The organism is Chryseobacterium arthrosphaerae (genome assembly GCF_001684965.1).
In the GTDB taxonomy this organism is placed as follows: domain Bacteria; phylum Bacteroidota; class Bacteroidia; order Flavobacteriales; family Weeksellaceae; genus Chryseobacterium; species Chryseobacterium arthrosphaerae.
In genome coordinates this window covers 3,351,473-3,378,230 of the sequence record NZ_MAYG01000001.1, presented here as the reverse complement: position 1 = coordinate 3,378,230, position 26,758 = coordinate 3,351,473, and the positions used below count along the sequence as shown (strand labels likewise).

Annotated in this window: 23 protein-coding genes; 11 read left to right on the top strand and 12 right to left on the bottom strand. The window is 37.7% G+C overall.

The window, feature by feature from the left end; genetic code table 11:
- Nucleotides 1-5 precede the first annotated feature (5 nt).
- The 3 genes from BBI00_RS15115 (at nucleotide 6) to BBI00_RS15105 (ending at nucleotide 5,093) form a co-directional block, all read left to right on the top strand.
- The gene (locus tag BBI00_RS15115; protein ID WP_065399529.1) at nucleotides 6-3,560 is read left to right on the top strand and encodes a DUF6443 domain-containing protein; all 3,555 of its coding nucleotides are present in this window, start codon (nucleotides 6-8) and stop codon (nucleotides 3,558-3,560) included.
- On the top strand, nucleotides 3,560-3,937 hold the full coding sequence (locus tag BBI00_RS23105) for a hypothetical protein (protein WP_065399528.1): 378 nt from the start codon (nucleotides 3,560-3,562) through the stop codon (nucleotides 3,935-3,937). The genes BBI00_RS15115 and BBI00_RS23105 overlap by 1 nt, the downstream gene beginning before the upstream one ends.
- 652 nt (nucleotides 3,938-4,589) lie before the next feature.
- Entirely contained in the window at nucleotides 4,590-5,093 is a 504-nt protein-coding gene (locus tag BBI00_RS15105) for a hypothetical protein (RefSeq protein ID WP_065399527.1), read from the top strand.
- Nucleotides 5,094-5,179: 86 nt separating this feature from the next.
- On the opposite strand, the gene ruvC is transcribed toward BBI00_RS15105, so the two are convergent.
- Nucleotides 5,180-5,734, bottom strand: coding sequence for a crossover junction endodeoxyribonuclease RuvC (gene ruvC / locus BBI00_RS15100; protein WP_065399526.1), 555 nt, complete (start codon nucleotides 5,732-5,734; stop codon nucleotides 5,180-5,182).
- Nucleotides 5,735-6,021: 287 nt separating this feature from the next.
- Between ruvC and BBI00_RS15095 the strand changes: the two genes are divergently transcribed.
- Complete coding sequence (locus BBI00_RS15095) at nucleotides 6,022-6,513, top strand: hypothetical protein (RefSeq protein ID WP_123902288.1); 492 nt, start codon at nucleotides 6,022-6,024, stop codon at nucleotides 6,511-6,513.
- 2 nt (nucleotides 6,514-6,515) lie between these two features.
- Nucleotides 6,516-7,877 (top strand): T9SS type A sorting domain-containing protein, encoded by a 1,362-nt coding sequence (locus BBI00_RS15090; protein ID WP_065399524.1) that lies wholly within the window; start codon nucleotides 6,516-6,518, stop codon nucleotides 7,875-7,877.
- Nucleotides 7,878-7,918: 41 nt separating this feature from the next.
- Here BBI00_RS15090 and BBI00_RS15085 read toward each other — a convergent pair whose 3' ends face one another.
- On the bottom strand, nucleotides 7,919-8,446 hold the full coding sequence (locus tag BBI00_RS15085; RefSeq protein ID WP_065399760.1) for a 2'-5' RNA ligase family protein: 528 nt from the start codon (nucleotides 8,444-8,446) through the stop codon (nucleotides 7,919-7,921).
- Between the two features lie 80 nt (nucleotides 8,447-8,526).
- Here BBI00_RS15085 and BBI00_RS15080 point away from each other — a divergent pair, with 80 nt between their 5' ends.
- Both BBI00_RS15080 and BBI00_RS15075 read left to right on the top strand, forming a co-directional pair.
- Nucleotides 8,527-8,850 carry a PadR family transcriptional regulator gene (locus BBI00_RS15080; RefSeq protein WP_065399523.1) on the top strand — a complete coding sequence of 108 codons (324 nt, stop codon included), beginning with the start codon at nucleotides 8,527-8,529 and terminating at the stop codon, nucleotides 8,848-8,850.
- On the top strand, nucleotides 8,847-9,572 hold the full coding sequence (locus BBI00_RS15075; protein ID WP_065399522.1) for a hypothetical protein: 726 nt from the start codon (nucleotides 8,847-8,849) through the stop codon (nucleotides 9,570-9,572). Before BBI00_RS15080 ends, BBI00_RS15075 begins: the two co-directional genes overlap by 4 nt.
- Before the next feature lie 99 nt (nucleotides 9,573-9,671).
- Here the strand turns inward: BBI00_RS15075 and BBI00_RS15070 are convergent, their stop codons facing one another.
- The 3 genes from BBI00_RS15070 to BBI00_RS15060 all read right to left on the bottom strand — a co-directional run bounded on the left by BBI00_RS15070 (nucleotide 9,672) and on the right by BBI00_RS15060 (nucleotide 15,207).
- Nucleotides 9,672-10,778 carry a serine hydrolase domain-containing protein gene (locus BBI00_RS15070; protein WP_065399521.1) on the bottom strand — a complete coding sequence of 369 codons (1,107 nt, stop codon included), beginning with the start codon at nucleotides 10,776-10,778 and terminating at the stop codon, nucleotides 9,672-9,674.
- A 286-nt stretch (nucleotides 10,779-11,064) separates the two neighbouring features.
- Nucleotides 11,065-11,775, bottom strand: a complete 711-nt coding sequence (locus BBI00_RS15065) for a Dph6-related ATP pyrophosphatase (protein ID WP_065399520.1) — start codon at nucleotides 11,773-11,775, stop codon at nucleotides 11,065-11,067.
- Nucleotides 11,776-11,859: 84 nt separating this feature from the next.
- Nucleotides 11,860-15,207, bottom strand: a complete 3,348-nt coding sequence (locus BBI00_RS15060; RefSeq protein ID WP_065399519.1) for a methylmalonyl-CoA mutase family protein — start codon at nucleotides 15,205-15,207, stop codon at nucleotides 11,860-11,862.
- Nucleotides 15,208-15,463: 256 nt separating this feature from the next.
- Between BBI00_RS15060 and BBI00_RS15055 the strand changes: the two genes are divergently transcribed.
- Complete coding sequence (locus BBI00_RS15055; protein WP_065399518.1) at nucleotides 15,464-15,796, top strand: hypothetical protein; 333 nt, start codon at nucleotides 15,464-15,466, stop codon at nucleotides 15,794-15,796.
- 47 nt (nucleotides 15,797-15,843) lie between these two features.
- Here the strand turns inward: BBI00_RS15055 and BBI00_RS15050 are convergent, their stop codons facing one another.
- The gene (locus BBI00_RS15050; RefSeq protein WP_065399517.1) at nucleotides 15,844-16,932 is read right to left on the bottom strand and encodes a DUF3667 domain-containing protein; all 1,089 of its coding nucleotides are present in this window, start codon (nucleotides 16,930-16,932) and stop codon (nucleotides 15,844-15,846) included.
- Nucleotides 16,933-17,295: 363 nt separating this feature from the next.
- On the opposite strand from BBI00_RS15050, the gene rplM reads away from it, so the two are divergent.
- From rplM to rpsB, 3 genes are all read left to right on the top strand, one after another.
- Nucleotides 17,296-17,751 (top strand): 50S ribosomal protein L13, encoded by a 456-nt coding sequence (gene rplM, locus BBI00_RS15045; protein WP_027375420.1) that lies wholly within the window; start codon nucleotides 17,296-17,298, stop codon nucleotides 17,749-17,751.
- Between the two features lie 6 nt (nucleotides 17,752-17,757).
- Nucleotides 17,758-18,144 carry a 30S ribosomal protein S9 gene (gene rpsI, locus BBI00_RS15040; RefSeq protein WP_047373582.1) on the top strand — a complete coding sequence of 129 codons (387 nt, stop codon included), beginning with the start codon at nucleotides 17,758-17,760 and terminating at the stop codon, nucleotides 18,142-18,144.
- Between the two features lie 207 nt (nucleotides 18,145-18,351).
- Complete coding sequence (rpsB, locus tag BBI00_RS15035; RefSeq protein WP_062675707.1) at nucleotides 18,352-19,113, top strand: 30S ribosomal protein S2; 762 nt, start codon at nucleotides 18,352-18,354, stop codon at nucleotides 19,111-19,113.
- A 186-nt stretch (nucleotides 19,114-19,299) separates the two neighbouring features.
- Here rpsB and BBI00_RS15030 read toward each other — a convergent pair whose 3' ends face one another.
- The 6 genes from BBI00_RS15030 to BBI00_RS15005 form a co-directional block, all read right to left on the bottom strand.
- Nucleotides 19,300-19,734 (bottom strand): DUF6759 domain-containing protein, encoded by a 435-nt coding sequence (locus BBI00_RS15030; protein WP_065399759.1) that lies wholly within the window; start codon nucleotides 19,732-19,734, stop codon nucleotides 19,300-19,302.
- 7 nt (nucleotides 19,735-19,741) lie between these two features.
- Nucleotides 19,742-20,431 carry a DUF6759 domain-containing protein gene (locus BBI00_RS15025; RefSeq protein ID WP_065399516.1) on the bottom strand — a complete coding sequence of 230 codons (690 nt, stop codon included), beginning with the start codon at nucleotides 20,429-20,431 and terminating at the stop codon, nucleotides 19,742-19,744.
- Between the two features lie 17 nt (nucleotides 20,432-20,448).
- On the bottom strand, nucleotides 20,449-21,126 hold the full coding sequence (gene trmB, locus BBI00_RS15020) for a tRNA (guanosine(46)-N7)-methyltransferase TrmB (protein WP_065399515.1): 678 nt from the start codon (nucleotides 21,124-21,126) through the stop codon (nucleotides 20,449-20,451).
- Between the two features lie 95 nt (nucleotides 21,127-21,221).
- Nucleotides 21,222-21,986 carry a DUF6759 domain-containing protein gene (locus tag BBI00_RS15015; protein WP_065399514.1) on the bottom strand — a complete coding sequence of 255 codons (765 nt, stop codon included), beginning with the start codon at nucleotides 21,984-21,986 and terminating at the stop codon, nucleotides 21,222-21,224.
- Between the two features lie 261 nt (nucleotides 21,987-22,247).
- Entirely contained in the window at nucleotides 22,248-23,042 is a 795-nt protein-coding gene (locus BBI00_RS15010; protein WP_065399513.1) for a hypothetical protein, read from the bottom strand.
- Nucleotides 23,043-23,251: 209 nt separating this feature from the next.
- Nucleotides 23,252-26,650, bottom strand: coding sequence for a T9SS type B sorting domain-containing protein (locus BBI00_RS15005; protein ID WP_065399512.1), 3,399 nt, complete (start codon nucleotides 26,648-26,650; stop codon nucleotides 23,252-23,254).
- Nucleotides 26,651-26,758: the final 108 nt, after the last annotated feature.

Genomic DNA, 26,758 nt, shown 5'->3' with positions numbered 1-26,758 from the left:
AACATATGAAAAAAATATTTATATTAATCTGTACGTTTTTTGTGAAAAATGTGGTATGTGCACAAATAACTGAGACTGAAAACTATATTCATAAACGAACTTATCTCGAGTCAGTAACTACTACAAGTACGACTGCCAAGCAAATTGAATCTATACAGTATTTTGATGGATTAGGCAGGTCAAAGCAAATTACTAACGTAAAGGCTTCTCCGCAAGGAAAAGATGTTGTTACTCATATTGAATATGATCAATTTGGAAGACAGATCAAAAATTATCTGCCGGTTCCACAAAATGGAACTTTAAATGGAGGAATTGTTTCCGATCCACTTGGAAATGCATCATCTGTGTATGGGGGAGAAAAGATCTATTCAGAAAAAATCCTGGAAAATTCGCCTTTAGACAGAATCCAACAACAAATTCGGGAGGGAAATGACTGGAGCAATAAGCCCGTGAAGTACGAATATAATACTGCTTCTGTTGCTGATGAAGTAAGAAAATTCACAGTAGTTACTACCTGGGAAAATGGTGCAACAAAATCGGTACTTGGGGAGAACTGGTTGTATACAGATAATCAGTTGTATAAAAATACAATAATAGATGAAGATGGAAACAAGAAAATAGAATTTAAAAATAGGAAGGGGCAGCTTATTATGGTTAGAAAAGATGGTGGAGCAAGCACCTATTATGTTTATAATGAATATGATCAGTTGGCTTGGATATTACCTCCTATAGCCAGTATGAGAGGAGATATTGTTTCTAACATTGTCAAACATGATGAATTGTGTTATCAATACCGTTACGATGGTAGAGGCCGCTTGGTTGAAAAAAAGCTTCCAGGAAAAGGATGGGAATATGTGGTGTATGATAAACAGGATAGATTGGTTGCCACTCAGGATGCCGAATTAAGGAAAAAAGGACAATGGCTGTATACTAAATATGATCCATTGGGAAGAGTTGCAATTACCGGAATATGTACTGGAGGTGAAAGACTACAGGAGCAAGGGCTTGCTAACGGATATGGCTTAAACAACGTTAATAGAATTAACACAGCTTTTTTCGAAAGGCAAGGTATGAATGTATATTATGATAATCCGGATAGTACTTACCCTAACTCCACAAAATGGGTAACATTATTATCTTTAAACTATTATGATACCTATCCTGCCTATAATTTTAATCCTGCATTCCCTGACAATACTCCTGAAATGACTGTTCTAACAGGCTCTCCTTCTTCGGATGGAAGAAGCACCAAAGGACTTTCTTTAATGAATCTTGTAAAGAATATTGAAGATGACAACTGGACAAAAAATTATACTTATTATGACATAAAAGGGAGAGTTGTCGGAACGCACTCTATTAACCATTTAGGAGGATACACAAGGGTATTATCTGATTTGGATTTTTCAGGCATGCCTAAAGTAACCATAACTAAGCATAAAAGAATTACTACGGATATAGAGAAAGTAATCACAGAAACATTTGATTATGATCATCAGAATAGATTACTTGTTCATAAACATCAAATCGATAATAATCCTGTAGAGATACTTACGCAGAATAAATATAATGAGTTATCTCAACTTGAGACCAAAAAAGTTGGTGGGATAAATATAGCAGCTCCATTACAGACTATAGGTTATAAATACAATATCAGAGGATGGCTTACTCAGATCAATGATCCTGATAATTTAGGAACAGATTTATTTGGGTACAAGATTAACTATAATAAAATAGAAGGATTAGAAATTCCTAATCAGGATTATCCGGATTTGAAAGTTAAAGCAAAATACAATGGTAATATTGCAGAAATATCTTGGAAAACATTAACAGAAGAGAATGAACCATTGAAAAGATATGGATATTCCTATGATAATCTCAATAGACTTTCTGCAGGATTCTATCAAAAGACAGGTCAAGAAAATTTTAAAGAATTTTTTGAGATCATTGATTATGATTTAAACGGGAATATCCAAAGACTCAAAAGATCAGACTTTGCTTTAGCTGGGACTAATATTGCAAGGGTAATAGATAACTTAAAATATGATTATACAGGAAATAAATTGGTGAAAATAACTGATGAACAGCAAAACCCATCAGGATATCCATATTTGGCAAATCCCAATACTCTTTTATATGATGATAATGGAAATATGACATCACATCCTGATAAAGATATTTCTTCTATTGAATATAATTATTTAAATTTACCTAAACAGATTACCCGAAGCTCAGATATTACTAAGTATGTGTATCGGGCAGATGGTACAAAGATTAAAAAGTTCTTTGGAAATAAGCTCGAAGTAGATTATTTAAACGGGTTTCAGTATAAGTCTACATTTGATTTTGAATCATGGAGTGGTGATGGAACATACAATCCTGATCCGAATGAAATACCTGTTGTAAAGCTGAGAATTATTCCTACAGATGAAGGGTATTTTGATGCACTTAAAGGGCAATATGTTTACAATTTTACAGATCACTTAGGAAATGTAAGGGTAAGTTATTCGGATACCAATAAAGATGGAATTATCCAGCCAAGAAGCTATATTGTGACTGAATGCAAACCTAAAATGGGATGTATGGACAATTGGAAAGATGGGGAAATTTTGGATATAAACAATTATTATCCATTTGGGTTGATACACAATTATAATGGAACTACACAGAATGCTTATCAATACAAGTACAACGGGAAGGAACTTCAGGAGACAGGAATGTATGACTATGGGGCAAGATTCTACATGCCTGATTTAGGCAGATGGGGGGGGATTGACCCAAAGAGCCAATATACTCATGAAACATACAGTTATGTTTGGAATAACCCAATACAGTTCATTGATCCTACAGGAATGATGGCTGAAACTTTTGGGATTATTGCCTATCCAAATCGTGATGGAGCTTTTAATGGAGAAATAGTGAAAGATAGTGATGGGGAGTTTATATGGAACGGAACAAACTGGATTGATACAAAAGATGGGAGCTCCTTAAGTACAACAGTTACTTTGATTGGAAAGGCAAAAAGTAGCGATTCTGGTCCTGGAAGTTTAGCATTGTCGGCTCTAATGGTTTCTCAATTTGATTCGCCGGCTCCAGGTCCTGCGGATGTTGTTGGTGCTTTTATGCTATTAGGTGCAGGAGTTTGGTGGACAGTCAACCAGTTTACAATTCCTAGCACAGGTTACACTACCATTGCAGACCCAGGTGCCGGAATGAGAAATCTGAATTCTGAATCTGATGCAGAAGATACGGATGTAAATGGTGTGAAAGTGCCTAAAGAAGAAAAAGATTTTGATGATGTGTGGAATGATGCAAAAGATGGAGACCCAACAAAAGGGAAATCTACCCAAAAAGAAAAAGATATAAGCGATTGGGAACAAGATTCGAAAATAAAGCTACAGAATGAAAAAGAAATAAATACTAAATTTGGGAAAGGAAGAACAGGTTTAGATTCAAATGGAAACAGGGTAAATGTAAGACCAGGAAGTAAAGGTGCAAATGGAGGAAACCCAACAATCGAACGAATTAAAAATGGAAGGTATCAAAAAATTAGATATAAATAATGAAAAATATTTTTGAGAAATGGAATTTTATTGATGATAGTGAGAATTTTTACATTGATACAATAGTCAACAATTCTGAAGGATTACATATAACAATATGTAGAGATAATATCTCATACAAGGTTATTTTCGAAAGTTATTTTTCTTACAGAATTTCTGATGAAAGTATACTTTTTAGAATTATAGAAAATAATTCTGAAATAATGGATAATAATATTTTTTATATTGTTGAAAATTCCAGCTATATTGATTTTTTAAAAGAAACAGGTGCTTTTTATGATGAAGTTGAAATGATACACTATGCAATATATACTGAAAATGAATGTGTTGATATAGTTGTAGACATTGGTAATATCCCAAAGTTTATAAAAGTATAAATAAAAAACTCCTCGCATTTTGCGAGGTTTTTTTATACTATAAAACTGCAACATTTTATTAAAGAAGTCTTTAAATTTTTTGGTGGTGAGCATTTTGTCAATGATTTTAAAGACGGTCGTTTTGTCTTCCTCGTCCAACTGCTGTATAAGTATTCTATATCGAGAAAACCTAATAAAACAAAAGAAGATAATAAATTAAAAGCCCAACTAGAAAAGCAGGTAAAACATTGGAAAGCAAAAGCGCAGGAAACAGGAGAAAAACCATAGTAGAAACGCAAAAGGAAATAGGTAAGAAGCGATGAATTTATATACAATTATTTTTGAATTTATGGGAGGCACATATTACAGGCGAAAAAAGCAATATTAAATGTTATAAAAAACAACATCGAAAATAAAGAACTTATAGATTTTAAAGAAGATCTTTTAGATGAATTTAATTTTTGAATAGAAGAGATTGGTATATCACCTTTAGATAAGTTAAGAAATGTTTGGTATTTTTCTTTTTCATATGAAGATGAATCATATCATTGTCATATAATTAAAACTGTTAATCTATAAGGAGCCCACTGGTTCGAGCGCCTTGCTCATTCCATAATAAACAACAAGCCCTTACTTTTTGTATGGGCTTGTTAGATTTAAAAAATAAAATAATATGGAAGAATATTTTTTGAAGAACCGAAATGAAAGTATTATTGGCAGCAGTTTCAATAAAGGTAAGGCTATTACAGGTATCATTTTTAATCCGGTAGATTACGTCTTAGATGGATTGAAATTCATCAATAATGCAAAAATTGAAAATGTAACTATAGAAACAAATGACTTTAAAAGTAAAGTTATGAAGGGAAAGATTCAGTCATATTTTGATGGTTCAAAGGATATAATCACAGGAAGAGTACCTGATAACTTTGAAGAATTATTTAAAATTATTAAGTCTTCAGATCTGTTATGTGAATTATCACTCAGTGAAGAAGAGATAGTTTATATTGGTAAAGTCATTGAGGTTTATGAAGATTCTATCGATATTGATTTTTTGGATACTGAATGTAAGCTAATGGACCATGCATATGTAGAATATGAGGATATTACTACTGTAGCAATATTTTCTGACTATTTAAATACACTTTCTACAGTGACAGAAAATAGAGAAATAAACTGAATGATTGATTACAGGTATATTCCTTGTCACTGATTAAAAACAAAACCACTGCATTTGCAGTGGTTTTCTATATTCTAAGAGGTAAATTACTTCAACCGGTCCGGATTCTGTTTCAAAAAACTTTCCCATCCGGAATAAGACTTGGTATCGGCAACCGTTCCGGAATTAAAATGGTGACATACCGCAACGGCGAGACCATCGGAGGCATCCAGGTATTTCGTAGGAAATTCCTTTAAATTAAGAAGATTTTGCAGCATCCCGGCTACCTGTTCCTTACTGGCATTACCGTTTCCGGTGATGGCCATTTTGATTTTTTTGGGTGAATATTCTGTGATAGGAATATTTCTGTAAAGGCTGGCAGCCATGGCAACACCCTGTGCACGGCCCAGTTTCAGCATACTTTGTACATTTTTTCCAAAGAATGGAGCTTCCAGCGCAACTTCATCAGGATGGAATTCGTCGATAAGAGACAGCGTCCTTTCAAAAATATATTTGAGTTTGGTTTCGTGATTGGGGTATTTTTTTAAGATCAGTTCATGGATAGAAACCATCTCCATTTTACCTTTCTTTACGGAGATAATACCAAATCCCATAACCGTTGTTCCCGGGTCAATCCCTAAAATTATTTTCTCTGAAATCATTGCTGCAAAGATATGATTTTCCAACTTCTTACGGGATGGAAAATTATCCGGAAAACATCCCGTGTTATCTTAAACTTTCTTAACTTTAATATCTGACAGGAAATTGAAAAATGAAGCCGGGAGTTACTACAGGATATGTCAATTGCTGATTTTTTTAAAAAAAACTGTTTTCATCGGGTTTAAAAGGATCATAAGAATTAACATAAAGCCGTTCCTTAAGGCTCATAACTTCCTTACTCCATCTTCATACCTCTTTCCTTTAAAATGAAACCTTAAATAAATGAAATATGAAAAATGCACTTAATTTATTAATCATTCCCGTCTTTCTGCTTTGTAGCTTTCAGAAGGAAAATATGGAACTGCAACGGACCGAAAAAGAATCTCTGTCTGCTCCGGCCAAAAGTGAGCGCATCATTTATCTTTTCTTTACAACAGATAAAGATCAGTCAGGTCATGAAAAAGTAATTCTTCAACACAGTAAAGTTTCAGAGGGAAAACTGAAATTGCAGCCCTCTTTTGACCGGAATGATGCCCGGAAAGGAGATTATATCATTACCGTTGCAGAGGCCGGAGGTAAAGAATTGAGCAGACAGCTTATCAAAGACCCTTTGAATCCTGTAATGGAAGTATATGAAAAAGAGGGGATTTCCAGACATAAAGCTTCCCTTCAAAGCACGGAATTCAGCGCCAGATTTTCTTATTCTGAAAATGTTCAGCTTGTAAAAGTAGAAAAAGTAACAGATGCAGGCGTACAGTTATTATTCACTCAAAAACTATAATCATGAAAAAAGCTTTATTATCACTTCTTATAAGCAGCAGTTGTTGGGCCCAGGTATTTGAAAAAGTACCGCTTTTACAGACCGGTGACAATAGCAAACGGGTTGTTATTGCTGTTTTAGGAGACGGTTTTACCGATACCCAGCAGGATGCATTTGTTACCTCTGCACAGGCAACCGTAAATTACCTGTTTACCAAAAGTCCGTATACACAATATAAAAATTATTTTAATGCGTATGCCGTGAAAGTTATTTCAGCCGAATCCGGGGTAAAACACCCGGGAACTGCAACAGACGTTACAGAGCCTGTAATCCCGGTGACCAATCCTAATAATTTTCTCGGATCTACTTTTGACGTGAATGTTCACAGATGCCTCTACAGCAATACCACCAATAAAGTAGGGCAGGTTTTGGCAGCTAATATACCTGATTATGACATTACCTATGTATTAGGGAATTCTACTGAATATGGCGGTTGTGGCGGAACATATGCCTTTGCATCCTTACATGCATCTGCCAATGAAATAGTTGTTCATGAAATGGGGCACTCATTCGGAAAACTCGCAGATGAATACTGGTTTGCCGGATCCCTTGAATCAGCTAATAAAACACAGAATTCAGATCCTGCTACCATAAAATGGAAAAACTGGGTAGGATTGAACGGAGTCGGAATATATGCCCATGCAGAAAGCCCTACATGGTTCAGACCGCATCAAAGCTGTGAGATGAGGTATCTTAACCAGCAGTTTTGTTCCGTGTGTAAAGAAGCTATTATTGAAAGAATCCATTCACTGGTATCCCCTGTAGATTCTTATACCCCTGCGAATGCTTCCTCTGTGGACGCTACGGCCAATGTTACCTTTACAGTCAATGAAATCTTACCCATTCCAAATACATTACTCAATTCCTGGAAACTGAACGGGACAGCGCTTACTGAAACAGGTAATACCATTACGGTCACCCCTTCTCAACTGAATAATGGTAACAATACCCTGCTTTTTTCGGTAACGGATAATAATCCACTTTTGAAAGTAGACAACCATAGTACGGTTCATTTTACCAATATCACCTGGACACTGACGAAATCTACCCTTAAAGTGTCAGAAGTAAAGGCAGAAGAGAGAAGATACAGCATCTATCCGAATCCTGCAGATGGAGAATTCTTTGTTAAAGGAAAACAGAACTTTTCAAAAAATATAAAAGTTGAGATTTATGATGCTTCCGGAAAACTGATTTCCGGCAGATATGAATTAAAAGACCCGGAAACCTTAAAGGTTGATATTAAAAATGCACCGGCAGGCAATTATCTGCTGAATGTCACAGATGATAAAACGCTCCTGATCTCACAGAAAATTATTAAAGAATAAACTTAGAAATAAGACCGGTGATTGCAGCCGGTTTTATTTTTTTACAATTCTCCAAGTTTTTTCTCAGCAATAGGAACCCAGTGGCCATCATGACGCAGTAGCAGTATTTTATCGACTAAGAATTTAGTTTTGTATTCCTTGTTTTGATACACTTCCCAGGCCCGGAGATAATTTTCCCATGTCAGGTTCCGGTAACCTACAGTCATGTGTGGAGTAAATGAATAGGCCATGAAGCTAAACTGTTTCTTCACCTGATGATAAAGAGCTGTTAAATGTTCATTCGGTTCAGGCTTTACGAAAATCACCGGGTTTTTCGGATTGGGGAAATTTCCAAAACCGTTCATCTCCATCTCAAAAGGAGACATTTCCGTATTAATCTTCCGGAACGCAGTATGGATGTCATTTTCCAGTTCGGCTTCTCTGGAAAAAGGAGGAAAAAGAGTAATATGGGCTTCATTACTTAAAGCTTTGGAATTATCATAGACTGTTGCCAGATCTCTTTTAAAAACCTTTATCTCTTCAATGATGTTATCAGGAGGGTAGATGGCAATGAAATACATCTTTTTCATAAAGCAATTTAATTTTTTTTTAAATAAATTTATATACATAAGAAAATTATGCATAAGTTTGTAATGTATAAAACGATTCCATGAAAAAGAACAGCCTATATAAAGGAACCTTACAGAATATTATTTTGAAACTGCTTTCAAAAGAGGTTAAAATGTATGGCTACCAGATTACCCAGCGGGCAAAAGAACTTACCCGGGGAGAGCTTGAAATGACGGAAGGAGCCCTTTATCCTCTGCTCCACAAACTGGAAGGCGATGGGATGATTACTTCTGAAATGCAGAAGATCAATGGCAGGGACCGGAAGTACTATCTGCTGACCGAAAAAGGGAAAAAACAGCAGGCAGATCAGGAAAGTGAAATGAAAAGTTATCTGGTTAACCTTCAAACCATCTTCAGCATATGATCACCCAGGCTCAGGAAAACACAATTACAGATTATCTTGTTTCAAAGAATCTTTCGCTGGATCTTTTAGTGGAGATCAGGGAACATATCATTCATCAGATTTTAGATTTGCAGTGGGACGAAAATCTCAGTTTTGAAGAGGCATTTTCAAAAGCAAAAGAATCATGGAATGGAGAGTTTAAGATGGTCAATTACTGGCTGTTTTTTCCAACAAAACTTCCTTTGATTGCCAGAAGAATCATCAGTGCGAAATATAATAGGATGCTTAGGAACTCTTTAGTGATCGGTGTATTCTCCTTAGGAATTAATATACTGCTGATGTATCTTTTAAAGAGTGAAGAAATGTATACGGTCATTTTCAGGATATTGAATGGTTTGTTTCTGCTAGCCCTTGCAGCTAGCTGGATTCTAAATTTTAAGATCTGGAAATACATGCGGACAGATTTTAAATACAGTGGAAAGTGCTTTTATACCTTGTATCAGAAAAATATGGGGTTAATGATCAGCTGTGCGGTAGGTTTGTCGCAAATTGTGACGAGAAGTGGAAGTGATGGCTATAATTTTTTCAGAAATGCGGATTATACTGACATTTCAATGGTTCTCTCCAGTTTACCTTTTTCCTTTATCATGCAGACAGCGACTGTTTTTGCGCTTTTAAATTTTTACGGCCATAAAAGAAACCTGTCAAAAATGCAGGAATTTCTTGGCTCTGCTGCTGATTAGAATTGAATAACACCTAAAATTACAAATAAAAACTACCATCCATGATTTTATATGCTATGGCTGCTAAAATCCAGCTTCTTTACTTCAATGCAAAGAAAACTAATGTGCTGATCTGAGTTGATTCAGTGTATTTTCAAGATGATCCGTAATCTTTTTCACTTCAATGTGTGGTTTGAAGATCATACTTTTACCTTTAGCCTCATCCGCTATATTGGAAAGGATAATGACAGATGTTTTCGTATCAGGATAATAGATATTTAAAGATGGAGATCCCTTGATATATCCGCTGTGAAAATAAGAATTGGGTTTGCCGATGTTCAGCATGATTCCATAGGCATAGCCCATTTTTCCAAAAATAGCATGGCGTCTTTCTGCACTTTTGGCCATAAACAGCTTGAGTGTTTCAGGTTTTAAAATTTTACCGCCATAAAGGGCATTGTTCCATATATGAAGATCCTGAATGGTAGAAAGTACACCGCCGGCAGGGGTTCCGATTTCTTTTCCGCCCAGTCTTTTAGGCATATTCGGGACTTCTTCGGAAGCATTGGCGTTCCCCAGATAGGCACTCGCAAAATGAGCTCCTTTAAAAATATCTCCGGTAGAAGAATGAGTCATACCCGCCTTTTTAAAAAGCTCCTGAACATTGTCATCATAAGATTTGCCGGAAACCTTTTCCACAATTTTTCCAAGCGCATTAAACCCGTCATTCGAATAAAAGAAATCCGAACCGCTTTTGAACATCAGTTTTCCACCCATCAGGTTCAGTCCCGATGTATGGTTAAGAAGTTGGTGAATCGTTATATTTTCATATTCTTTGTTCTGGAATTCCTTCAGGTATTTTGAAGCCTTATCCGTAACGTTCAGTTTACCCTGTTCCATCTGAAGTAAGATCAGAACTGCCGTGAATTGTTTACTTACCGATCCGATGGCAAAGACAGTATTGCTGTCGATCTTGGTTTTTCTTTTAAAATCAGAATATCCGCTTTCTTTTCTGTAAAGCGGTAAAGAGTCTTTAAAAACGGCAATGCTTCCATTGAAATGATACTTTTTGAAAACAGAATCAATCTGTTGTTCCAGCAAGGTCTTTTGAAAGGCTGTTATGGTAGAATCAACAATAGCTTTCTTATCCAAAGGAGGCTGGGGAGTTTCTGTCTTACAGGAAAATACAATGAAGATGAGGGAAAGGAATACTAAATTTCTGATCACGGGTGTTTTATTTTTTAAGATTGTTAATGGTATACCTAAAGATACGAAAATCTTCAGAAAGGCTTAAGGGAAGCAAAATGTGTGCTAAGATGCCTAAATACCGGAAAAATCTCCCTTTTTCTATCGGATATTATGAATGAATTACATTTAAAATGAAACTTTCATGACAGCAGTTACGGTGTACGATTACTTAATTATAATCCCCACAAATTCACGAATAATTTTTATATGATCCTCTTACAGAAAAAGAAATTCGTGAATTGGCAGCGAAAAGAGGTTTGTGGGATTATTTTGAAACCAGGTCACAGAACCAGAAAGTATACGCTCCATCCTCTTCCCCGGCTTCTGCTTTCGGTTTAGGATATGTTTTCTTTACTGTTTCCCCAATTTCAAACATGACCGGACTTTTGAAAACAGGTCCGTCAAAAGTAAACGTATGAAATTCTCCGTTTTCCCCACAAGGATCTACATTTTCAGGAAGGTCGTCAAGGAATTTTTCGTCAATAATCCTGCCTGCAAAACTTTTATCAAGATAGGTTCCGTTCACACAGGTCACAATGGTTTTAAAGCCGAGATGTAAAAACTCACGGATGAGGTCGGAAGTATGCTCTTTCCAAAGGGGAAATACAGCCTGCATGCCGATGGTGTTCAACTGGTCTTCCCTGTATTTACGCAGGTCTTCCAGGAAAATATCCCCGAAAACAGAATGAGTAATGCCCTGTGATTTTATTTCTGTCATTGTTTTGTTCATGATGTCCTGATATTCCTCCATAGAAGGCTCTTTCGGAAGTTCCATTTTTACAAGGGGAATACCAAGTGCTGTGGCTTGCTGTTCCAGAAGAGATACATGTACACCATGCATGGAAATTCTCTGGAATTCGTGATTGATGCTCGTCAGCAGGGTGGTAATTTCATATTGATCTTCCTGCAGTATTCTGTAAAGGGCAAGGGCAGAATCTTTTCCGCTGCTCCAGTTGAAAAGGGCTTTCGGTTTCATAGAACAAACATAGATATTTAATATTTTAAACAAAAAAACCTCAAAGGATTTCTTTGAGGTTTTTAATTTATAAAAAATGTACGACTACATATTTCTTCTGTACTTACCACCCACTTCAAACAAAGCGTTGGTGATTTGTCCTAGAGAGCAGTATTTCACAGCATCCATCATCACTTCGAAAAGGTTTTGCTGGTTGATGGCAGCATGTTGTAATGTTCTCAGTGCTTCTTCAGATTTGCTTTCATTCGCTTTCTGGAAGTTATGAAGAAACTCTATCTGAGCCTGCTTTTCTTCTTCGGTAGAACGGATGACCTCGCCTGGAAGTACAGTTGGAGAACCATCTTTTCCTAAGAAAGTATTTACCCCGATGATCGGATATTCTCCCGTATGCTTCAGCCATTCGTAATGCATAGATTCTTCCTGGATTTTCGAACGCTGGTACATGGTTTCCATTGCACCCAGAACTCCGCCTCTTTCAGTGATTCTGTCGAATTCAGTGTATACGGCCTCTTCTACAAGATCTGTTAATTCTTCAATGATGAATGATCCCTGAAGCGGATTCTCGTTTTTAGCCAATCCTAACTCTTTGTTGATAATAAGCTGGATCGCCATTGCTCTTCTTACCGATTGCTCGGTAGGAGTTGTGATCGCCTCGTCATAAGCATTCGTGTGAAGGGAATTACAGTTGTCATAGATCGCATACAGCGCCTGAAGCGTTGTTCTGATATCATTGAAATCAATTTCCTGGGCGTGAAGAGAACGTCCTGAAGTCTGGATATGGTATTTCAGCATCTGGCTTCTTTCGTCAGCACCGTATTTCAGTTTCATGGCTTTTGCCCAGATTCTTCGTGCTACACGTCCGATCACTGAATATTCAGGGTCGATACCGTTGGAGAAGAAGAAAGATAAGTTAGGGGCAAAATCATTGATATCCATTCCTCTTGACAAATAGTATTCCACATAGGTGAAACCATTGGCCAATGTAAATGCCAGCTGGGAAACAGGGTTGGCACCGGCTTCAGCAATGTGATATCCGGAAATGGAAACAGAGTAGAAGTTTCTTACTTTTTCTTTGATGAAATATTCCTGAACGTCACCCATTAATCTTAGAGCAAATTCAGTAGAGAAGATACAGGTGTTCTGAGCCTGGTCCTCCTTTAAAATATCAGCCTGAACGGTACCACGTACAGTAGCTATGGTTTTGGCTTTGATTTCAGCATATACATCAGCAGGAATTACTTCATCACCGGTAAGTCCTAAAAGCTGTAGTCCCAAACCATTGTTGGATGGAGGAAGTTCACCGTTATATTTCGGTCTTTCCAAACCTTTATCGTCAAATTTTTCCTTAAGTTTAGCTTCTACCTTAGCTTCTAAGCCATTCTCTTTAATGTATTTTTCCACATTCTGATCGATGGCCGCATTCATAAAGAAAGCCAATAGCATCGGTGCAGGGCCGTTGATCGTCATGGAAACGGATGTCAATGCATTTACCAGATCAAATCCCGAGTACAGTTTTTTTGCATCATCTAAAGTGGCAATAGAAACTCCCGCATTTCCGATCTTACCATAAATATCCGGTGGTAAAGCCGGATCCTGGCCATATAATGTCACAGAATCAAATGCTGTAGACAGACGTTTTGCAGGCATTTCTGCAGAAACGTAGTGGAATCTTCTGTTGGTTCTTTCCGGGCCTCCTTCTCCTGCAAACATCCTTGTAGGATCTTCACCGGTTCTTTTGAACGGATAGATTCCTGCCGTATAAGGGAAGCTTCCCGGAAGGTTTTCCTGGCCTTTCCATTTGATCAGGTCACCCCAGTCGTTATATTTTGGCAGTGCAATTTTCGGAATTCTCAAATGGGATAGAGATTCTGTTGATGTCTCCACTTTAATTTCTTTTCCTCTTACGAAATAAGAATAGAACTCTGCATGGAAAGCCTTTTTGGTATCATCCCATGTTTTAAGGAAATCAATATTTTCCTGCTGAAGTTCTTTTTCTGCCTTCTGATATTCAGCTTCTAAAACTTCATTGGAAATGATAGCCTTTACCCCTTCAATATGGTACATTTTTCTGGCCAGTTCAGCCTGCTTTTCAATGTTGGCATCATATTGTTTGTTGTTTTCTACAATTTCAGAAAGGTAGCGGACTCTTTTCGGAGGAATAATCGTTACTTCTTCCGTAACTTCCTGTTCTACAAAAGTCTTTAGGCTTAATTCCGGGAATTTTTCATTGACTTTTGAAACAAGTCTGTTGTACAGTTCAGTTGTTCCATGATCATTAAACTGAGATGCCTTGGTTGCATATACCGGCATATCGTCTAACGGGCTTTCCCATAAAAGGTGGTTTCTCTGGAACTGTTTTCTTACCGCCTGAAGGGCATCAAGTGCCCCTCTTTTGTCTGATTTATTTAAAGCGACAAGATCTGCATAGTCCAGCATGTCAATTTTTTCCAGCTGCGTAGATGCTCCATATTCAGGAGTCATTACATACATAGATACATCAGCAAAATCAGAAACCTCTGATCCGGACTGTCCGATCCCGGAAGTCTCAAGAATGATCACGTCTGGGTGGGCAAGTTTCAACACATTCAATGCGGAATGGATGAACGGAGAAACCGAAACGTTATTCTCCCTGGTTGCCATAGAACGCATATAGACTCTCGGGTCATTGATCGCATTCATACGGATTCTGTCTCCTAAAAGTGCTCCTCCGGTCTTCTTTTTGGAAGGGTCAATGGAAATAATGGCTATTTTTTTATCTGTATTGGAACGTAAGAAACGTCTCACCAATTCATCTGTCAAAGAAGATTTCCCAGCTCCTCCGGTACCTGTGATACCAATAATAGGGATGTTCAGGTGCTTTGATTCTTCATCGATGGCTTTTACCAATTCAGGTTTTTCTTCTGAAAAGTTTTCAACGGCGGAGATAATCTGTGCGATGCTTGAAGGGTTTTCAAAACTGATATCATCCAGATCTTTTGCTGTAACATCTTTTCCTGTTGCAAAATCCGATCTGTGTACCAGATCATCGATCATTCCCTGAAGGCCCAGCTCACGGCCGTCATCCGGAGAATAAATCCTGTCGATCCCATAAGACATCAGATCTTTGATTTCTTCCGGAAGGATTACACCGCCGCCGCCGCCGAAAATTTTGATCTGTGGCGAATTTTTTTCCCTAAGCAGGTCATAGATATATTTAAAATATTCATTGTGACCACCCTGATAGGAAGTTAATGCAATAGCGTTGGCATCCTCCTGGATCGCTGTGTTTACAACTTCTTCTGCTGATTTGTCATGTCCTAAATGGATCACTTCGCATCCTGTGCCCTGGATGACACGACGCATAATATTGATCGCAGCATCATGCCCGTCAAATAAAGACGCAGCTGTTACGATTCTTACCTTATTGGTTGGAGTATATTTTTGGGTTTCCATAAAAATTTTAGAAAGTTTCTAAGTTTTCAAATATAATAATAAAAAAACAACCCTGTGTTTGAATTTATTTTTATGATTTTCAATTGTTTATGTTGGGTTATTTAATAATATATCTCCAATTTCAGGTTTAGGAATTTCAAAGTCCTCAGGTTCGGCAGTTACAGAATTAAAAAGACTTGCAGGATTTTGTTTACGAATCGGCAGATCCTCCTTTACTCAAATTAAAATCTTTATTTTTGCACCATATTTTACAGACATGCAAAAAGCTTTGATATATTTCGCATTGGGAACAGTAGTGAGTTTCCTGATCAATTATTTCTTTTTAAGTTCAGAGAATATCGGACTGGAACTTTACTATGCAGTAGCCTTTGGTGCTGCCTGGGGTGTTGCGTATTACCTGGATACTCCGGATTTTACATTACCGAAAAAATTGGGACTGTCTTTTGTAGTGATGGGAATTCTGGTTCTGGTGGGAACTTTGATCTTTAAGCTTGAGTTGGCTATTCCATCCATTCTGAAATTTTCAATGGTCTTTGTAGCCTACTATCTTATTGCAAGCTTTAGAGGCAGTAAATCATTAAGGAAATAAAAATTAAAAAAAATAAGGCTGTCCAGTGTGACAGCCTTATTTTTTATTTAATGAATCATCATGAAACTGATCAGAGCCAGACCTACAAGCAAGAACATAAAAGCGAAGAAATTGATCATCAGTAATATCATTCCAACAAAAAAGCTTACAATTCCGTGTGCATGATAAACCCGCCTGTGAGCGATGAAGAAATATCCCATGCTATATATTATAAGTGCTGTCATTGCTAAATACAAAACAGCATTAATCACTTTAATTTCCGTTAACGCAGCCAGTTTTCCCAGCAGGAATATCAACAAAATAGTGAGGAGCAAAAAAGAGAAATAATGGAGTGTAAAGATTCCATGATCAAAATACCACCATTTTTTCTTACTGTGGAATATCCAAAGAAAGAATGCAAACAGGGGAAGATAAATGAAAAGTGCTTTGGGCAGGTTGTGAAAGGATTTTTCGATCATACCGTTCATAATCTCCTTTTTTGTGATTCCATGATCTCTGAGTTCATAGAATTTATGAACTACAGGTGTCTGGATAAAATCAAAAAAGCCCGGATTTTTTGCCGTAGCAGAATCATAGGATTTTTTTGTATTATACATTCCGTCTCCGGTCTCTATTGTTTTGTCCATATCCATCATTTCTTCCAGATCGGCAGAATCAGGAATTGCCTTGAGACTTTTAATCGCAAGAGAATCTTGTTTGGTCAGGATTTTTTTGGCCTGTATGCTATCTATCACCTTTTGTGTCCCAATAGGTTTTGCTATTTTTAAATGGGCGGCTTTGCTATGTTCTTCACTTTTCCGGTCTGAAGAACCCATATTCACCATAGGAAACAGGGCAAATACAAAAAACGTAATAAAACTGACGAAAATATACAGTTTAACGGGAGGTACAAATATCTGTCTTTTCCCCTGCAGATAAGTGTTGGTAAGCTTTCCCGGTTTGAACAGCAGGTTTTTTACGGTTCCCCAAAACTGGCCGTCATAATGCGTGAAGTCTTCAATAAAATGGGTAAACAGAAAGTGGAATGGCTGACGCCTTTCGATATTTTCCTGCCCGCAGTGGGGGCAGAAGCGTTCTTCCACCTGGTGTCCGCAGTTCAGGCAGGTCTTATCTTCTCGGATTTTTCCGTGGCTCATGGGTAAAACGTTTGGCGCAAATATAATTATTTCAGTATATAAAATAATGATATCATTAAGCTTTTGCGGAAATCTTTAAAGTATATGTAACAGAGAGAAGTTGGGAGTATAAAAAAAGAGTTGAGGGAACAAACTCTTTATTTACCATTTGTATTTTTAGAATCTTCTAAACGTTTTTTTTCATCGCACAACATTTTACAAGATTTATGCCAAAAGCTTAATTAATGTTAAAATCTATTGCTAGAGGGCTGAATAGCAGATATTCTATAGATTAAATAAAATATGTTTTTTCATTACAAAAATAATTTGTACCTTTGCACACCCTTTTAGGGGTAAATTATGTTTAATCTTTAACTAAAACGTGTGAATACATTAAGTTACAAAACTGTTTCAGCGAACAAAGCTACTGCTAATAAAGAATGGGTTGTGGTAGACGCTGAAGGACAGCCGTTAGGAAGACTAGCTTCTACGGTTGCAAAGATTTTGAGAGGTAAGCACAAAACGAACTTTACACCTCACGTAGATTGTGGTGATAACGTAATCGTTTTGAATGCTGGGAAAATTACACTTTCCGGAAACAAGTGGGCTGATAAGACTTACATCTGGCATACAGGATATCCTGGAGGACAGAAGTCTATGACTGCGGCTGAACTTCAAAAGAAAGATTCTTTAAAGGTATTGGAGAAGTCTGTAAAAGGGATGTTACCTAAAAACAGATTAGGAGCTGCTATCCTTAAGAACCTTTATTTATATGAAGGAACTGAGCACAAACATGAAGCTCAACAGCCTAAAACAATTAATGTTAACGAATTTAAATAATTAATTATGTCTATAGTTCACAAAATCGGAAGAAGAAAAACTTCTGTAGCAAGAGTTTATGTAAGACCAGGTTCTGGAAACATTACAGTAAACGGTAAAGATGCTAAAGAATATTTCTCTACAGACGTGATGGTTTACAAATTAAACCAACCGTTCATCCTTTCTGAGACTGTTGGTCAGTATGACGTTACCGTAAACGTATTCGGTGGTGGAAATACAGGTCAGGCAGAGGCTATCAGATTAGGTATTTCAAGAGCTTTATGCGAAATCAACGCTGAGTTCAGATTAGCATTGAAGCCTGCTGGTTTACTTACAAGAGACGCAAGAATGGTGGAAAGAAAGAAGCCAGGTCAGAAAAAAGCAAGAAAGAGATTCCAATTCTCAAAACGTTAAGATTTGCTGTTGGCGAATGGCTATTAGCTATTGGCTACAGAAATGTACTACATTTTATTTAAACTTAATCTCGGCGCAAAGCCAATTGCCAAAAGCAGGAAGCAGACCGCCAATTGCCCGTTACGTTTAGCATCCAAACGCTTCTCCCATCTAAAGAAGTTGTTGATTGTTTAAAAGACGGAAAGTAAACTAACAAAAACAGAAAACATGGCAAAAGCAAATGTAAAAGACCTTTTAGAGGCTGGCGTACACTTCGGTCACATGACTAGAAAGTGGAACCCAAATATGGCTCCATACATTTTTATGGAGAAAAACGGTATTCACATTGTAGACTTACATAAAACAGCAGTTAAATTGGATGAAGCGTGCAGCGCTTTAGAAAAATTAACTTCTGCAGGTAAAAAAGTTCTTTTCGTAGCAACTAAAAAGCAAGCGAAAGAAGTAGTTGCAAAACACGCTTCTGAACTTAATATGCCTTATATTACAGAAAGATGGCCAGGTGGTATGCTAACGAACTTCGTTACTATCAGAAAGGCTGTAAAGAAGATGAATGCTATCGACAAAATGAAAAAAGACGGTACATTCGAAACTTTATCTAAAAAAGAAAGATTACAGGTTGACAGACAAAGAGCTAACCTTGAGAAGAACTTAGGTTCTATCGCTGACATGGTGAGACTTCCATCTGCTGTATTTGTAGTTGATATCTTAAGAGAACACATCGCAGTAACTGAAGCTAAGAAACTAGGTATTCCAGTTTTCGGTATTGTTGATACAAACTCTGACCCAAGAAAAGTTGACTTCGTTATCCCAGGAAACGATGATGCTTCCAAGTCTATTGATATGATCCTTAGCGTAGTTTCTGAATCTATCAAAGAAGGTCAGTCTCAAAGAAAAGCTGATAAAGAAAAATCTAAAGAAGAAGGAGAAAAAGTATCTGCTGATACAGATGCTGATTTCGATGCAGAATAATTAAAGATTTTCTTTAATATAGGAAAAACGCTGGATTTAGGTCCAGCGTTTTTTTATTTGCTTATTATGAAGAAGACTCATTTATTTTTTATATGTATAGTTTCTTCTCAAATGTGTTCACAACTTGTAAAACAGGCTGAAATAAGGGCAAAAGAAAACCCACAATGTCTCAATGTGGATCTGTATTTAATTGCTTAGTTTAATAGAATAGGAGGTTGTAATAAATTTGGTAGACTGGTAAGAAGAATTGCACAGCATACCGGATAATCTGTAATTCTGGTTTTTGGTTACCATTGTATAACCTATCTTTCCGGCGCCTATGGGAATCTTTTTAAAGAATCCGTTTCCGCTTACGGTAAGTACCATATTGCATGGAGATCTGTTCTCTACAGAAATAGATGTTCTGGGATTACCAGGGTCATCACTATTCAAAAGATCGTTAAGTACCTCAGCAGTTTCAGGTTTATAGGTCTTCATCAGTTCATTATACTCTCTTGCTGTATTAGCTGCACTCCCGGAATTTCCGGCAGGATAGGAGGTTCTGACCGGATACCCGCCATAATTCACATTACAGCTGGCAAGGACTAATGAAACTCCGGCAAAGACTAATAGCTTTTTCATACCCATTTTATTTTTTTACTTTACTTTTTTTCAAAGGCTTTTTCCTGACAGTTTCCTTCTGTACAGGTTTTGGTTCTGTTTCAGGCAGCTTGGGATTGTCAATCGTCACAAAGATACTTTTTTTAATATCTTTCTGGGAGCTATACTTCATATCGCAGACATTACTGCTAAGACTGTATGCCCCTTTATTGATGACGATGAAATTTTCTCCGTGAGCAGGCACGGCAAGGTTATAATAATCTTTTCCTTCTATCCTGAGTACAATGTTGCAGTCTGAATTATTTTTGAATAAAAGGATGGCCTCTTTGCGGGTAATATCCTCATTGAACATCGCGTTCAGAAGCTTGACTGTTTTTTCCTTGTGTTCAGCAGATGATTCTACAATAAGCCGTTTAAACTCTTCTGCATCATCAGAACCGGGATTTCTCATGATACTTTTAGGAATATCTGAGATGATGGGTCTTGCTTCCATAGGCCTGGCTGTACGGGCCCCTTTTGTCCATTCAGCATTTTTCAGGGCGATAAGCTTAGGCTTCAGTACACTTCTCTTCGGATCATCCGGATGTGCGTTCTTTAAATATTCTTCAATTTCCCTGATATTTGTGCTTTTTAAGATGTCTTTACTGCTTTTTTGGGCATATGTAAAGCCTGGGAGTAGAAATGCGAAGAATATAATGGTTAAAAATTTTTTTTTCATCAATGTAGTTTATCTCATCAGCTTATCCGGAATTTTATATAGGTAATTGTTTTTCCTTTCGCTGAAAATAGTTCCTCGTAATACGTTTTGATATCTCTCAGATGTTCCGTGTCCGGATCATATTCGGGTGCTCCATAGATGTCGTGATGGGCTGATATAATTTCGTAACCTGCCCCCTGCAGATATCCCAGTGTGTAACCGTGCAGGAATTCTGAATCGGTTTTCAGATGAATGATTCCTCCGGGCTTCAGGAACTTTTTATACCGGTTCAAAAAGTCAGGATGCGTTAATCTATGTTTGGTTCTCTTGTATTTGATTTGGGGATCCGGGAATGTAATCCAGATTTCATCCACTTCATTTTCGGCGAAGAAATAATCAACAAGTTCGATCTGTGTTCTCAGAAAAGCAACGTTATTCATGTTGTTTTCTACGGCTTCCTTAGCCCCGAACCAGAATCTTGCTCCTTTAATATCAATCCCGATAAAGTTTTTTTCAGGAAATGCTTTGGCAAGTCCTACAGAATACTCTCCTTTTCCACAACCTAATTCCAGAACGACAGGATTGTCATTTTTAAAGAAATTTTCTCTCCATTTTCCTTTAAGATCAAAACCGTTTAAGGCATCTTCTCTTGTAGGTTGGATTACATTTGGTAATATTTTGTTTTCTGCAAATCTTGCTAATTTATTCTTGCCCATTGAGTTATAAAATGAGTGCAAAAATAGTAAATTTTACACAAAAAACTCTGCCTTTTACTTCAAAAGACAGAGATATGATGGGTTTTCTATAGAGGCTACTGGCTTCCCAGCGCTACAACGATGGCTCCCTGTATGGTTTTTTGAGAAGCATACTGTGCCCCGCAAACCAGGCTGGTGAAAAGATATTGCCCTTTTTGTATCACAATTGAACCATCTCCGTGTGCAGGTACAGCCAGTCTGTATTTTGTGGTACCTACACCTTCCATCCTTACAATAATGTTGCAGTCCGATTTGTTCTGGATCATCACAATAGATTCCTTGGCATTGGGATCATTATCGAAGAGGGAATTGAGGATTTTTACAGTTCTGTTCTGATGTTCTACAGGAGATACCGCCATCAGCATATTGAATTCTTCGGCTTCAGCATTAGGGATAGCAGCATTGGCAGAAGTATTTACAACGAAAGTGTTCTGAGCATTGCTGGGCGTGTAAACAGTGGTCGGCTGTTTTGCGGCCAACTCTGCCTTATATTTGGCGATCTGCTTCTGCTTGATGATGGCATTCATTTCATCAAAAGTAATTTTTGTAGAAGGTCTTCTTCGCAGCAAAGCAAGCATTTCCTGCATATCTTTTACTTTCTGATCTGCCGGATGAGCATTTTTGATGTATTCTTTCATCATTTCCATGACCCGTGGTTTCAGAACAGATCTTCGGGGATCATCAGGATGGGCATCCCTTAGAAAAGCATTGATCTCGTAGATGTTATTACTTTTTAAAATGTTGCTGTAGTCTTTCCCTCTTTTTTGGGCAGACAGGCTAAAAAACAAAACCGAGGCAAGAAGTAAAAGTATTTTTTTCATTAATTAATATTAGTTGTCAGTCTGTACTTCTCTTAATTTGTGTTTGGTCAATTAGTTTTATAGATAACGGAATACTGTGTTTTTTATTTTAAACACATGATTGTGATATAAAAATAAACATATTTTTGAATATTACGGAAATATATACTGTGAAAATTAAAAATCAAACAGAGTAGTGTTGAAAAACTTTTAGGAGGTACAATAATAAAGAACCATGCAATATTGCATGGTTCTTTATATATGTTTGTAAAGCCGGTCTTTTTATTTATTGTTGATGACTTCCTGAAGATGAGAATTTTTAAGTCTTCTCTGATAGATCGGAAGATACTTTTCAATAGGCACCTTGATGGCTTCAAAGTTTCCTGCCAAGACGTAAGGCTGAATATTTTCAGAAGTATACACAAACTGAAGGAAGTTGTCAATTAAATTTTCAGGAATCTTAAATTTCAGGAAATAATCCTTACCTAAATAATTTTTGATCTGGGCTACAGAACTGTTCATTCTTTCATAAGCCTGGTAACGTTGTTTTTTCTTTCTCTCCCCTGAAAGCATATCGTAGATACTCTCCAGACTGAAGGTAAGACCTCCGTCTCTGAACCCGGCTACTGGCAGTTCCGGAGGAGTTCCGTCACCTTTAGGTTCAGGAAGTCCGATGACTTTTTTAAGCGCATAGGCTTTATCTTCTTTCCTTAAAGAATTGACGTCATAACGGAGATTTCCCGTAGGCTTGAATCTGCTGAGTACAATTTCCTGGATCTCATAATAAGCAATTTTAAGTTCTACCAGGTTTTTCTGCTGCATCAGCTCAGGAGTAAGTTTGATGTCCTTTCTTTCAGTAACGATAGAGGTAAAGCGGACAACATCTCCCGGATTGGCAGGAATCGTAAAATTACCGTTGAAATCCGTAAGAACGGTTTTCTGAGTATTCAGATTGGTAACATATACCTGATTAAGATATAAAATCGAATGGTCTCTCAGGAATACCTCACCGGAATATGTTTGTGCATTAATTTTTGCCAGAAAAACCAATAGCAGCAGAGTAAACAGTTTCTTCATATAATGCGCAAAATTACATAGAAATACAGCAATTTCTGACTATTTGGATAAAGAATAGAGGTTAAAGTTATATTAAACTTTAGCATTAAATTGTTAATGAGTGTTATAAAGCAGGAACAGGCTTAAAAAATAGGGTAATTAAGTATAAAAAACGGAAGAAAGAAGGCTGAAAATTACATAAGGCTTTTTCCGCCTTTCTTCCGTTTTATTTACCGGTGCTTTACCAGCAGCCAGCTTGAATGTTTTATTGAAAGAGTAGATCCATATTCCGTCCAGGTGATGAAATACCAGTAAGTAGCGGTAGGTACATATCGGCCGCCCACTCTTCCGTCCCAGGTATATTGATTTTCAGGAGTACCTCTGAAAACTTCGGCTCCGTATCGGTCAAAAATCCGGAATACCAGATTATCATTGGCCATCAGGGCAGAATAGTTGATCACTTCATTATATCCGTCTCCATTCGGAGTAATAGTGTTGATCAGGTTGATGATCGCAAATGGTTTCTTCACGACCTCGCAAAACTTGGAGTCTCTTACAAATACAGTATGGGCACCTCTCGGTACATTGTAAAATACGTTTGAGCTTTGCCATACCACACCATCCAAAGAGTATTCATAAGGAGGAGTACCGCCCGTTACTCCAACTTTTACAGTGATTCCTTCTATCTCAATGGAACTGATTACAGGACTGGGTAATTCAGTAACATTCACATACTGTTTGTAAACACATCCGTTAGAGGTTAATTCTACCCAATAACTTCCGACAGGAACATTGGTGATCGAAGGTGTTGTAGCTCCGGTACTCCATAGGTATCTGTCAAATCCAGGACCGGCATCCAGTGTTGTTGTGGTTTTCGGGCATATTGCCTGATCTTTCAGCAGGTCAGATTTTTTAGGAACTTTAATCGTAATTTTGATTGTACCCACTTCCGGACAAACTCCATTTTTTTCAAAACGGATATAATAGGTCTGGGAAGCTGTAATATTGACTGTTGCGGCAATCGCATTCACATCATTTTGAGCATCTGCTAAAGTTCCATGGAATGTAGACGTGATGTTCGGATCTAAGGTAAACTGAGGAATAAACTGAGCCAGATTTACTGTTTTGATGCCATCCAGATCATCGTCACATACACTTTCCGTAACGGATTTGGTGATTAATGTAAGCCTGTTTCCGATGCTGAACTGTAATGGTTTAATAACTGTAGCACATCCGTCAGGAGAATCTACTCTGATATAGATAGTGGTTGTTGCGGTATAGCTCCAGCTGTTAGGAAGTGTATTGGTATTTCCGGCATTGGCATCCGTAAGATTGGCATAATACCTTACATTGGTAAAATAGGCAGGATTATTAAGAACGATCCCGGTAATATTGGATAGGATGACAGTAACGGTTCCGTCCAGATTATCATCACAGAAAACTCCATTGTAATTGTCCAGCACAATAGCTTTGTTGAAAAGTGACAGGGTTATCTGGGCAATACTTTTACAGCCGATATTGTTTTTTACAACAGCGTAGATGATTGTGCCGTTCGGAGCAGTATAGGTATTCGGCGTATTGATCAGTGCTGCAGGATTTTCAGCCTGTGCATCTGCTAATGTAGGGTAATAGGTGATGGTAACAGGACTGTTGTTGGTTACATTGGCCGTAGTGAGGTTAAATGTTCCCTGACCGTTAATATCACAGGCATGTAATGTTGCATTGGTTACGGTAAGAGCTAAAATATTAATGGTTACGGTTACCGTTTCGCAATCAGGGAAATCAGGATCATTTCCGCAGAATGTATAGGTAAATGTATCAGTTGCTGCAGTACCCGGAGTATTGGCGGTATAGGTGATAACTCCTGTGGCAGGGTTGATCACTGCAGTCCCAAGGGTAGGGGGAGTAGTGATGGCAACGGTACCTGGAACCGGAGTTTGTGTGGAATTGCTGAAGGCTGGTGTTATCGTCTGTGAAGTACATATGTTATAAGAGGCTGTACTCAGTTTTGTACAGCTTTGTACTTTAAACTGCTCCGTCACTAGAGGTGCACAGCTTCCCATTGTCACGGAACAGGTATAATATCCGGATTGGGTAGGGCTGAAGGATGAAGAGGTGGCACCGCTGATAAGGATGCCATTTCTGTACCATTGATAGGTATCATAGATGATAGGATCTACCGTAAGTACTATTCCGGGAGCACAGTCTCCACCTGATTTCAGGATAACCGGCTGGGTAGGAAATCCTGCAAAGAAACCTCCGTATCCTACAGCGTCACTTCCTGCAGTGATACCCGCAGTGATTGCTTTATTGGAAACAACTGTGATGGTACCGGTTACATTGGGAATTCCATAAGTAACCCAGTTTGTGGTTCCCGTCATATCATAAGGTCCTGTGATGGCCGGAGGTGTTGCCCCATTTACCGTAACAGTGGCTCCTCTTTCTGTAATCAGGTTAAGTTTTGTGGGAATATTAAGAATTCCGCCGGGGTTCCCGTTGGAATGAACAAAATTTTCATTGATGAATCCCAGCTCATTGATCTGTTTGGGAAGATAGCAGTTCAAAGCAGGAATAAAATTAAAACCTCCGGTAGCCACTTCGTTTCCTGATCCTGAATCACCGGCTAAAATCTGATAGACATAAGCATTTTTGGTGGTTTTGATGTACAGATTATAATGGCCGTTCCCCTGCAGGCTGTATTTCGTGTCAGGGATTACAAAATATTTTCCTGTATTCAGCGTAGCAACGGGCAAAACCTCATTATTGACAAATACCTGGGTATTATCTTCAGTAGCAATGACGACAGCGCCTTCCATATTGGCACCAATGCCTCCGTTACCTTTAACCAGAGCAAATTCGCTTCCGAGCCTGTTGACCGGAACAGCCTGATCCATTAAAATATCAGAGCTTGTAGGGTAATTTCCTGCATATTGTCCGTTAAAATTTCCGTTCGTCACATTCACGGGTTTGTCTGAAATAATTTTCGAACCAATAAAACCATTGAAGTTTCCGGCAATATCACCGATTCCGTCAATGATATAAGATTGCCCTTTGTTAAGAGTAAAGGTCATGGTTGGATTAGCAGCGCCGGTGGTCCCGTTTGAAAACTGTACCGCTGGACTGTACCCGGAAATGGTTACCGTTGTATTGTCTTCTGTAGCCAGTACACTGGTCATAAAGTTCAGAATGCTGTTGCTCACAGAGATAGGAACTGAAGCGGCAAAAAAGCTTTTTCCTGTAGAGGGAATTCCTTTTGAAGTAATAATTTCCGCATGATTGAATACTGAAAATCTCAGGTTGGCATAAAACGGAAACTCAGCCTTCAGGTACAATCCCTTTGTAGTAGGAGTAAACAGGTCTGTCTGCTGGGTCGTGATGATATAATTTCTTAATACATCAAATTTCTGGGGATTATTTTTACTGATATTCACCGTTCCGATCAGGACATTATTGTTGAAAATACTGACCGGGAAGGGAGTGGTTCTATTGGTAGATAAATAAAGTTTCTGGTATGGATTGGGCGCTCCACTCCTGTCAATCATCGGGGCAAACCAATGTTCCCTGTCCAGTTGGGCGAAAGCAGAGGTGAAAATATAAAATATAAGTAAAAAAGATAGAATTTTCTTCATTCAGTATTAGTCTTTATCACAAATTTAATAATAAAAAGCATTGTACGCTTGAAAATATGATAAAAAAACCACGATTTCAAAATCGTGGTTTTAAAAGTATAGGATTTA

Excerpts from the sequence above, each read along its gene's own strand:
- BBI00_RS15115 (WP_065399529.1), top strand. The coding sequence starts at position 6 with ATGAAAAAAATATTTATATTAATCTGTACGTTTTTTGTGAAAAATGTG.
- trmB (WP_065399515.1), bottom strand. The coding sequence starts at position 21,126 with ATGGGCAAGAATAAATTAGCAAGATTTGCAGAAAACAAAATATTACCA.
- BBI00_RS15050 (WP_065399517.1), bottom strand. The coding sequence starts at position 16,932 with ATGAGCCACGGAAAAATCCGAGAAGATAAGACCTGCCTGAACTGCGGA.
- BBI00_RS15080 (WP_065399523.1), top strand. The coding sequence starts at position 8,527 with ATGAAAAAGAACAGCCTATATAAAGGAACCTTACAGAATATTATTTTG.
- BBI00_RS15105 (WP_065399527.1), top strand. The coding sequence starts at position 4,590 with ATGGAAGAATATTTTTTGAAGAACCGAAATGAAAGTATTATTGGCAGC.
- BBI00_RS15005 (WP_065399512.1), bottom strand. The coding sequence starts at position 26,650 with ATGAAGAAAATTCTATCTTTTTTACTTATATTTTATATTTTCACCTCT.
- BBI00_RS15075 (WP_065399522.1), top strand. The coding sequence starts at position 8,847 with ATGATCACCCAGGCTCAGGAAAACACAATTACAGATTATCTTGTTTCA.
- rpsI (WP_047373582.1), top strand. The coding sequence starts at position 17,758 with ATGTCTATAGTTCACAAAATCGGAAGAAGAAAAACTTCTGTAGCAAGA.
- BBI00_RS23105 (WP_065399528.1), top strand. The coding sequence starts at position 3,560 with ATGAAAAATATTTTTGAGAAATGGAATTTTATTGATGATAGTGAGAAT.
- BBI00_RS15015 (WP_065399514.1), bottom strand. The coding sequence starts at position 21,986 with ATGAAAAAAATACTTTTACTTCTTGCCTCGGTTTTGTTTTTTAGCCTG.
- BBI00_RS15055 (WP_065399518.1), top strand. The coding sequence starts at position 15,464 with ATGCAAAAAGCTTTGATATATTTCGCATTGGGAACAGTAGTGAGTTTC.
- BBI00_RS15010 (WP_065399513.1), bottom strand. The coding sequence starts at position 23,042 with ATGAAGAAACTGTTTACTCTGCTGCTATTGGTTTTTCTGGCAAAAATT.
- BBI00_RS15030 (WP_065399759.1), bottom strand. The coding sequence starts at position 19,734 with ATGAAAAAGCTATTAGTCTTTGCCGGAGTTTCATTAGTCCTTGCCAGC.
- rpsB (WP_062675707.1), top strand. The coding sequence starts at position 18,352 with ATGGCAAAAGCAAATGTAAAAGACCTTTTAGAGGCTGGCGTACACTTC.
- BBI00_RS15085 (WP_065399760.1), bottom strand. The coding sequence starts at position 8,446 with ATGAAAAAGATGTATTTCATTGCCATCTACCCTCCTGATAACATCATT.
- BBI00_RS15090 (WP_065399524.1), top strand. The coding sequence starts at position 6,516 with ATGAAAAAAGCTTTATTATCACTTCTTATAAGCAGCAGTTGTTGGGCC.
- BBI00_RS15065 (WP_065399520.1), bottom strand. The coding sequence starts at position 11,775 with ATGAAACCGAAAGCCCTTTTCAACTGGAGCAGCGGAAAAGATTCTGCC.
- BBI00_RS15060 (WP_065399519.1), bottom strand. The coding sequence starts at position 15,207 with ATGGAAACCCAAAAATATACTCCAACCAATAAGGTAAGAATCGTAACA.
- BBI00_RS15025 (WP_065399516.1), bottom strand. The coding sequence starts at position 20,431 with ATGAAAAAAAAATTTTTAACCATTATATTCTTCGCATTTCTACTCCCA.
- BBI00_RS15095 (WP_123902288.1), top strand. The coding sequence starts at position 6,022 with ATGAAAAATGCACTTAATTTATTAATCATTCCCGTCTTTCTGCTTTGT.
- ruvC (WP_065399526.1), bottom strand. The coding sequence starts at position 5,734 with ATGATTTCAGAGAAAATAATTTTAGGGATTGACCCGGGAACAACGGTT.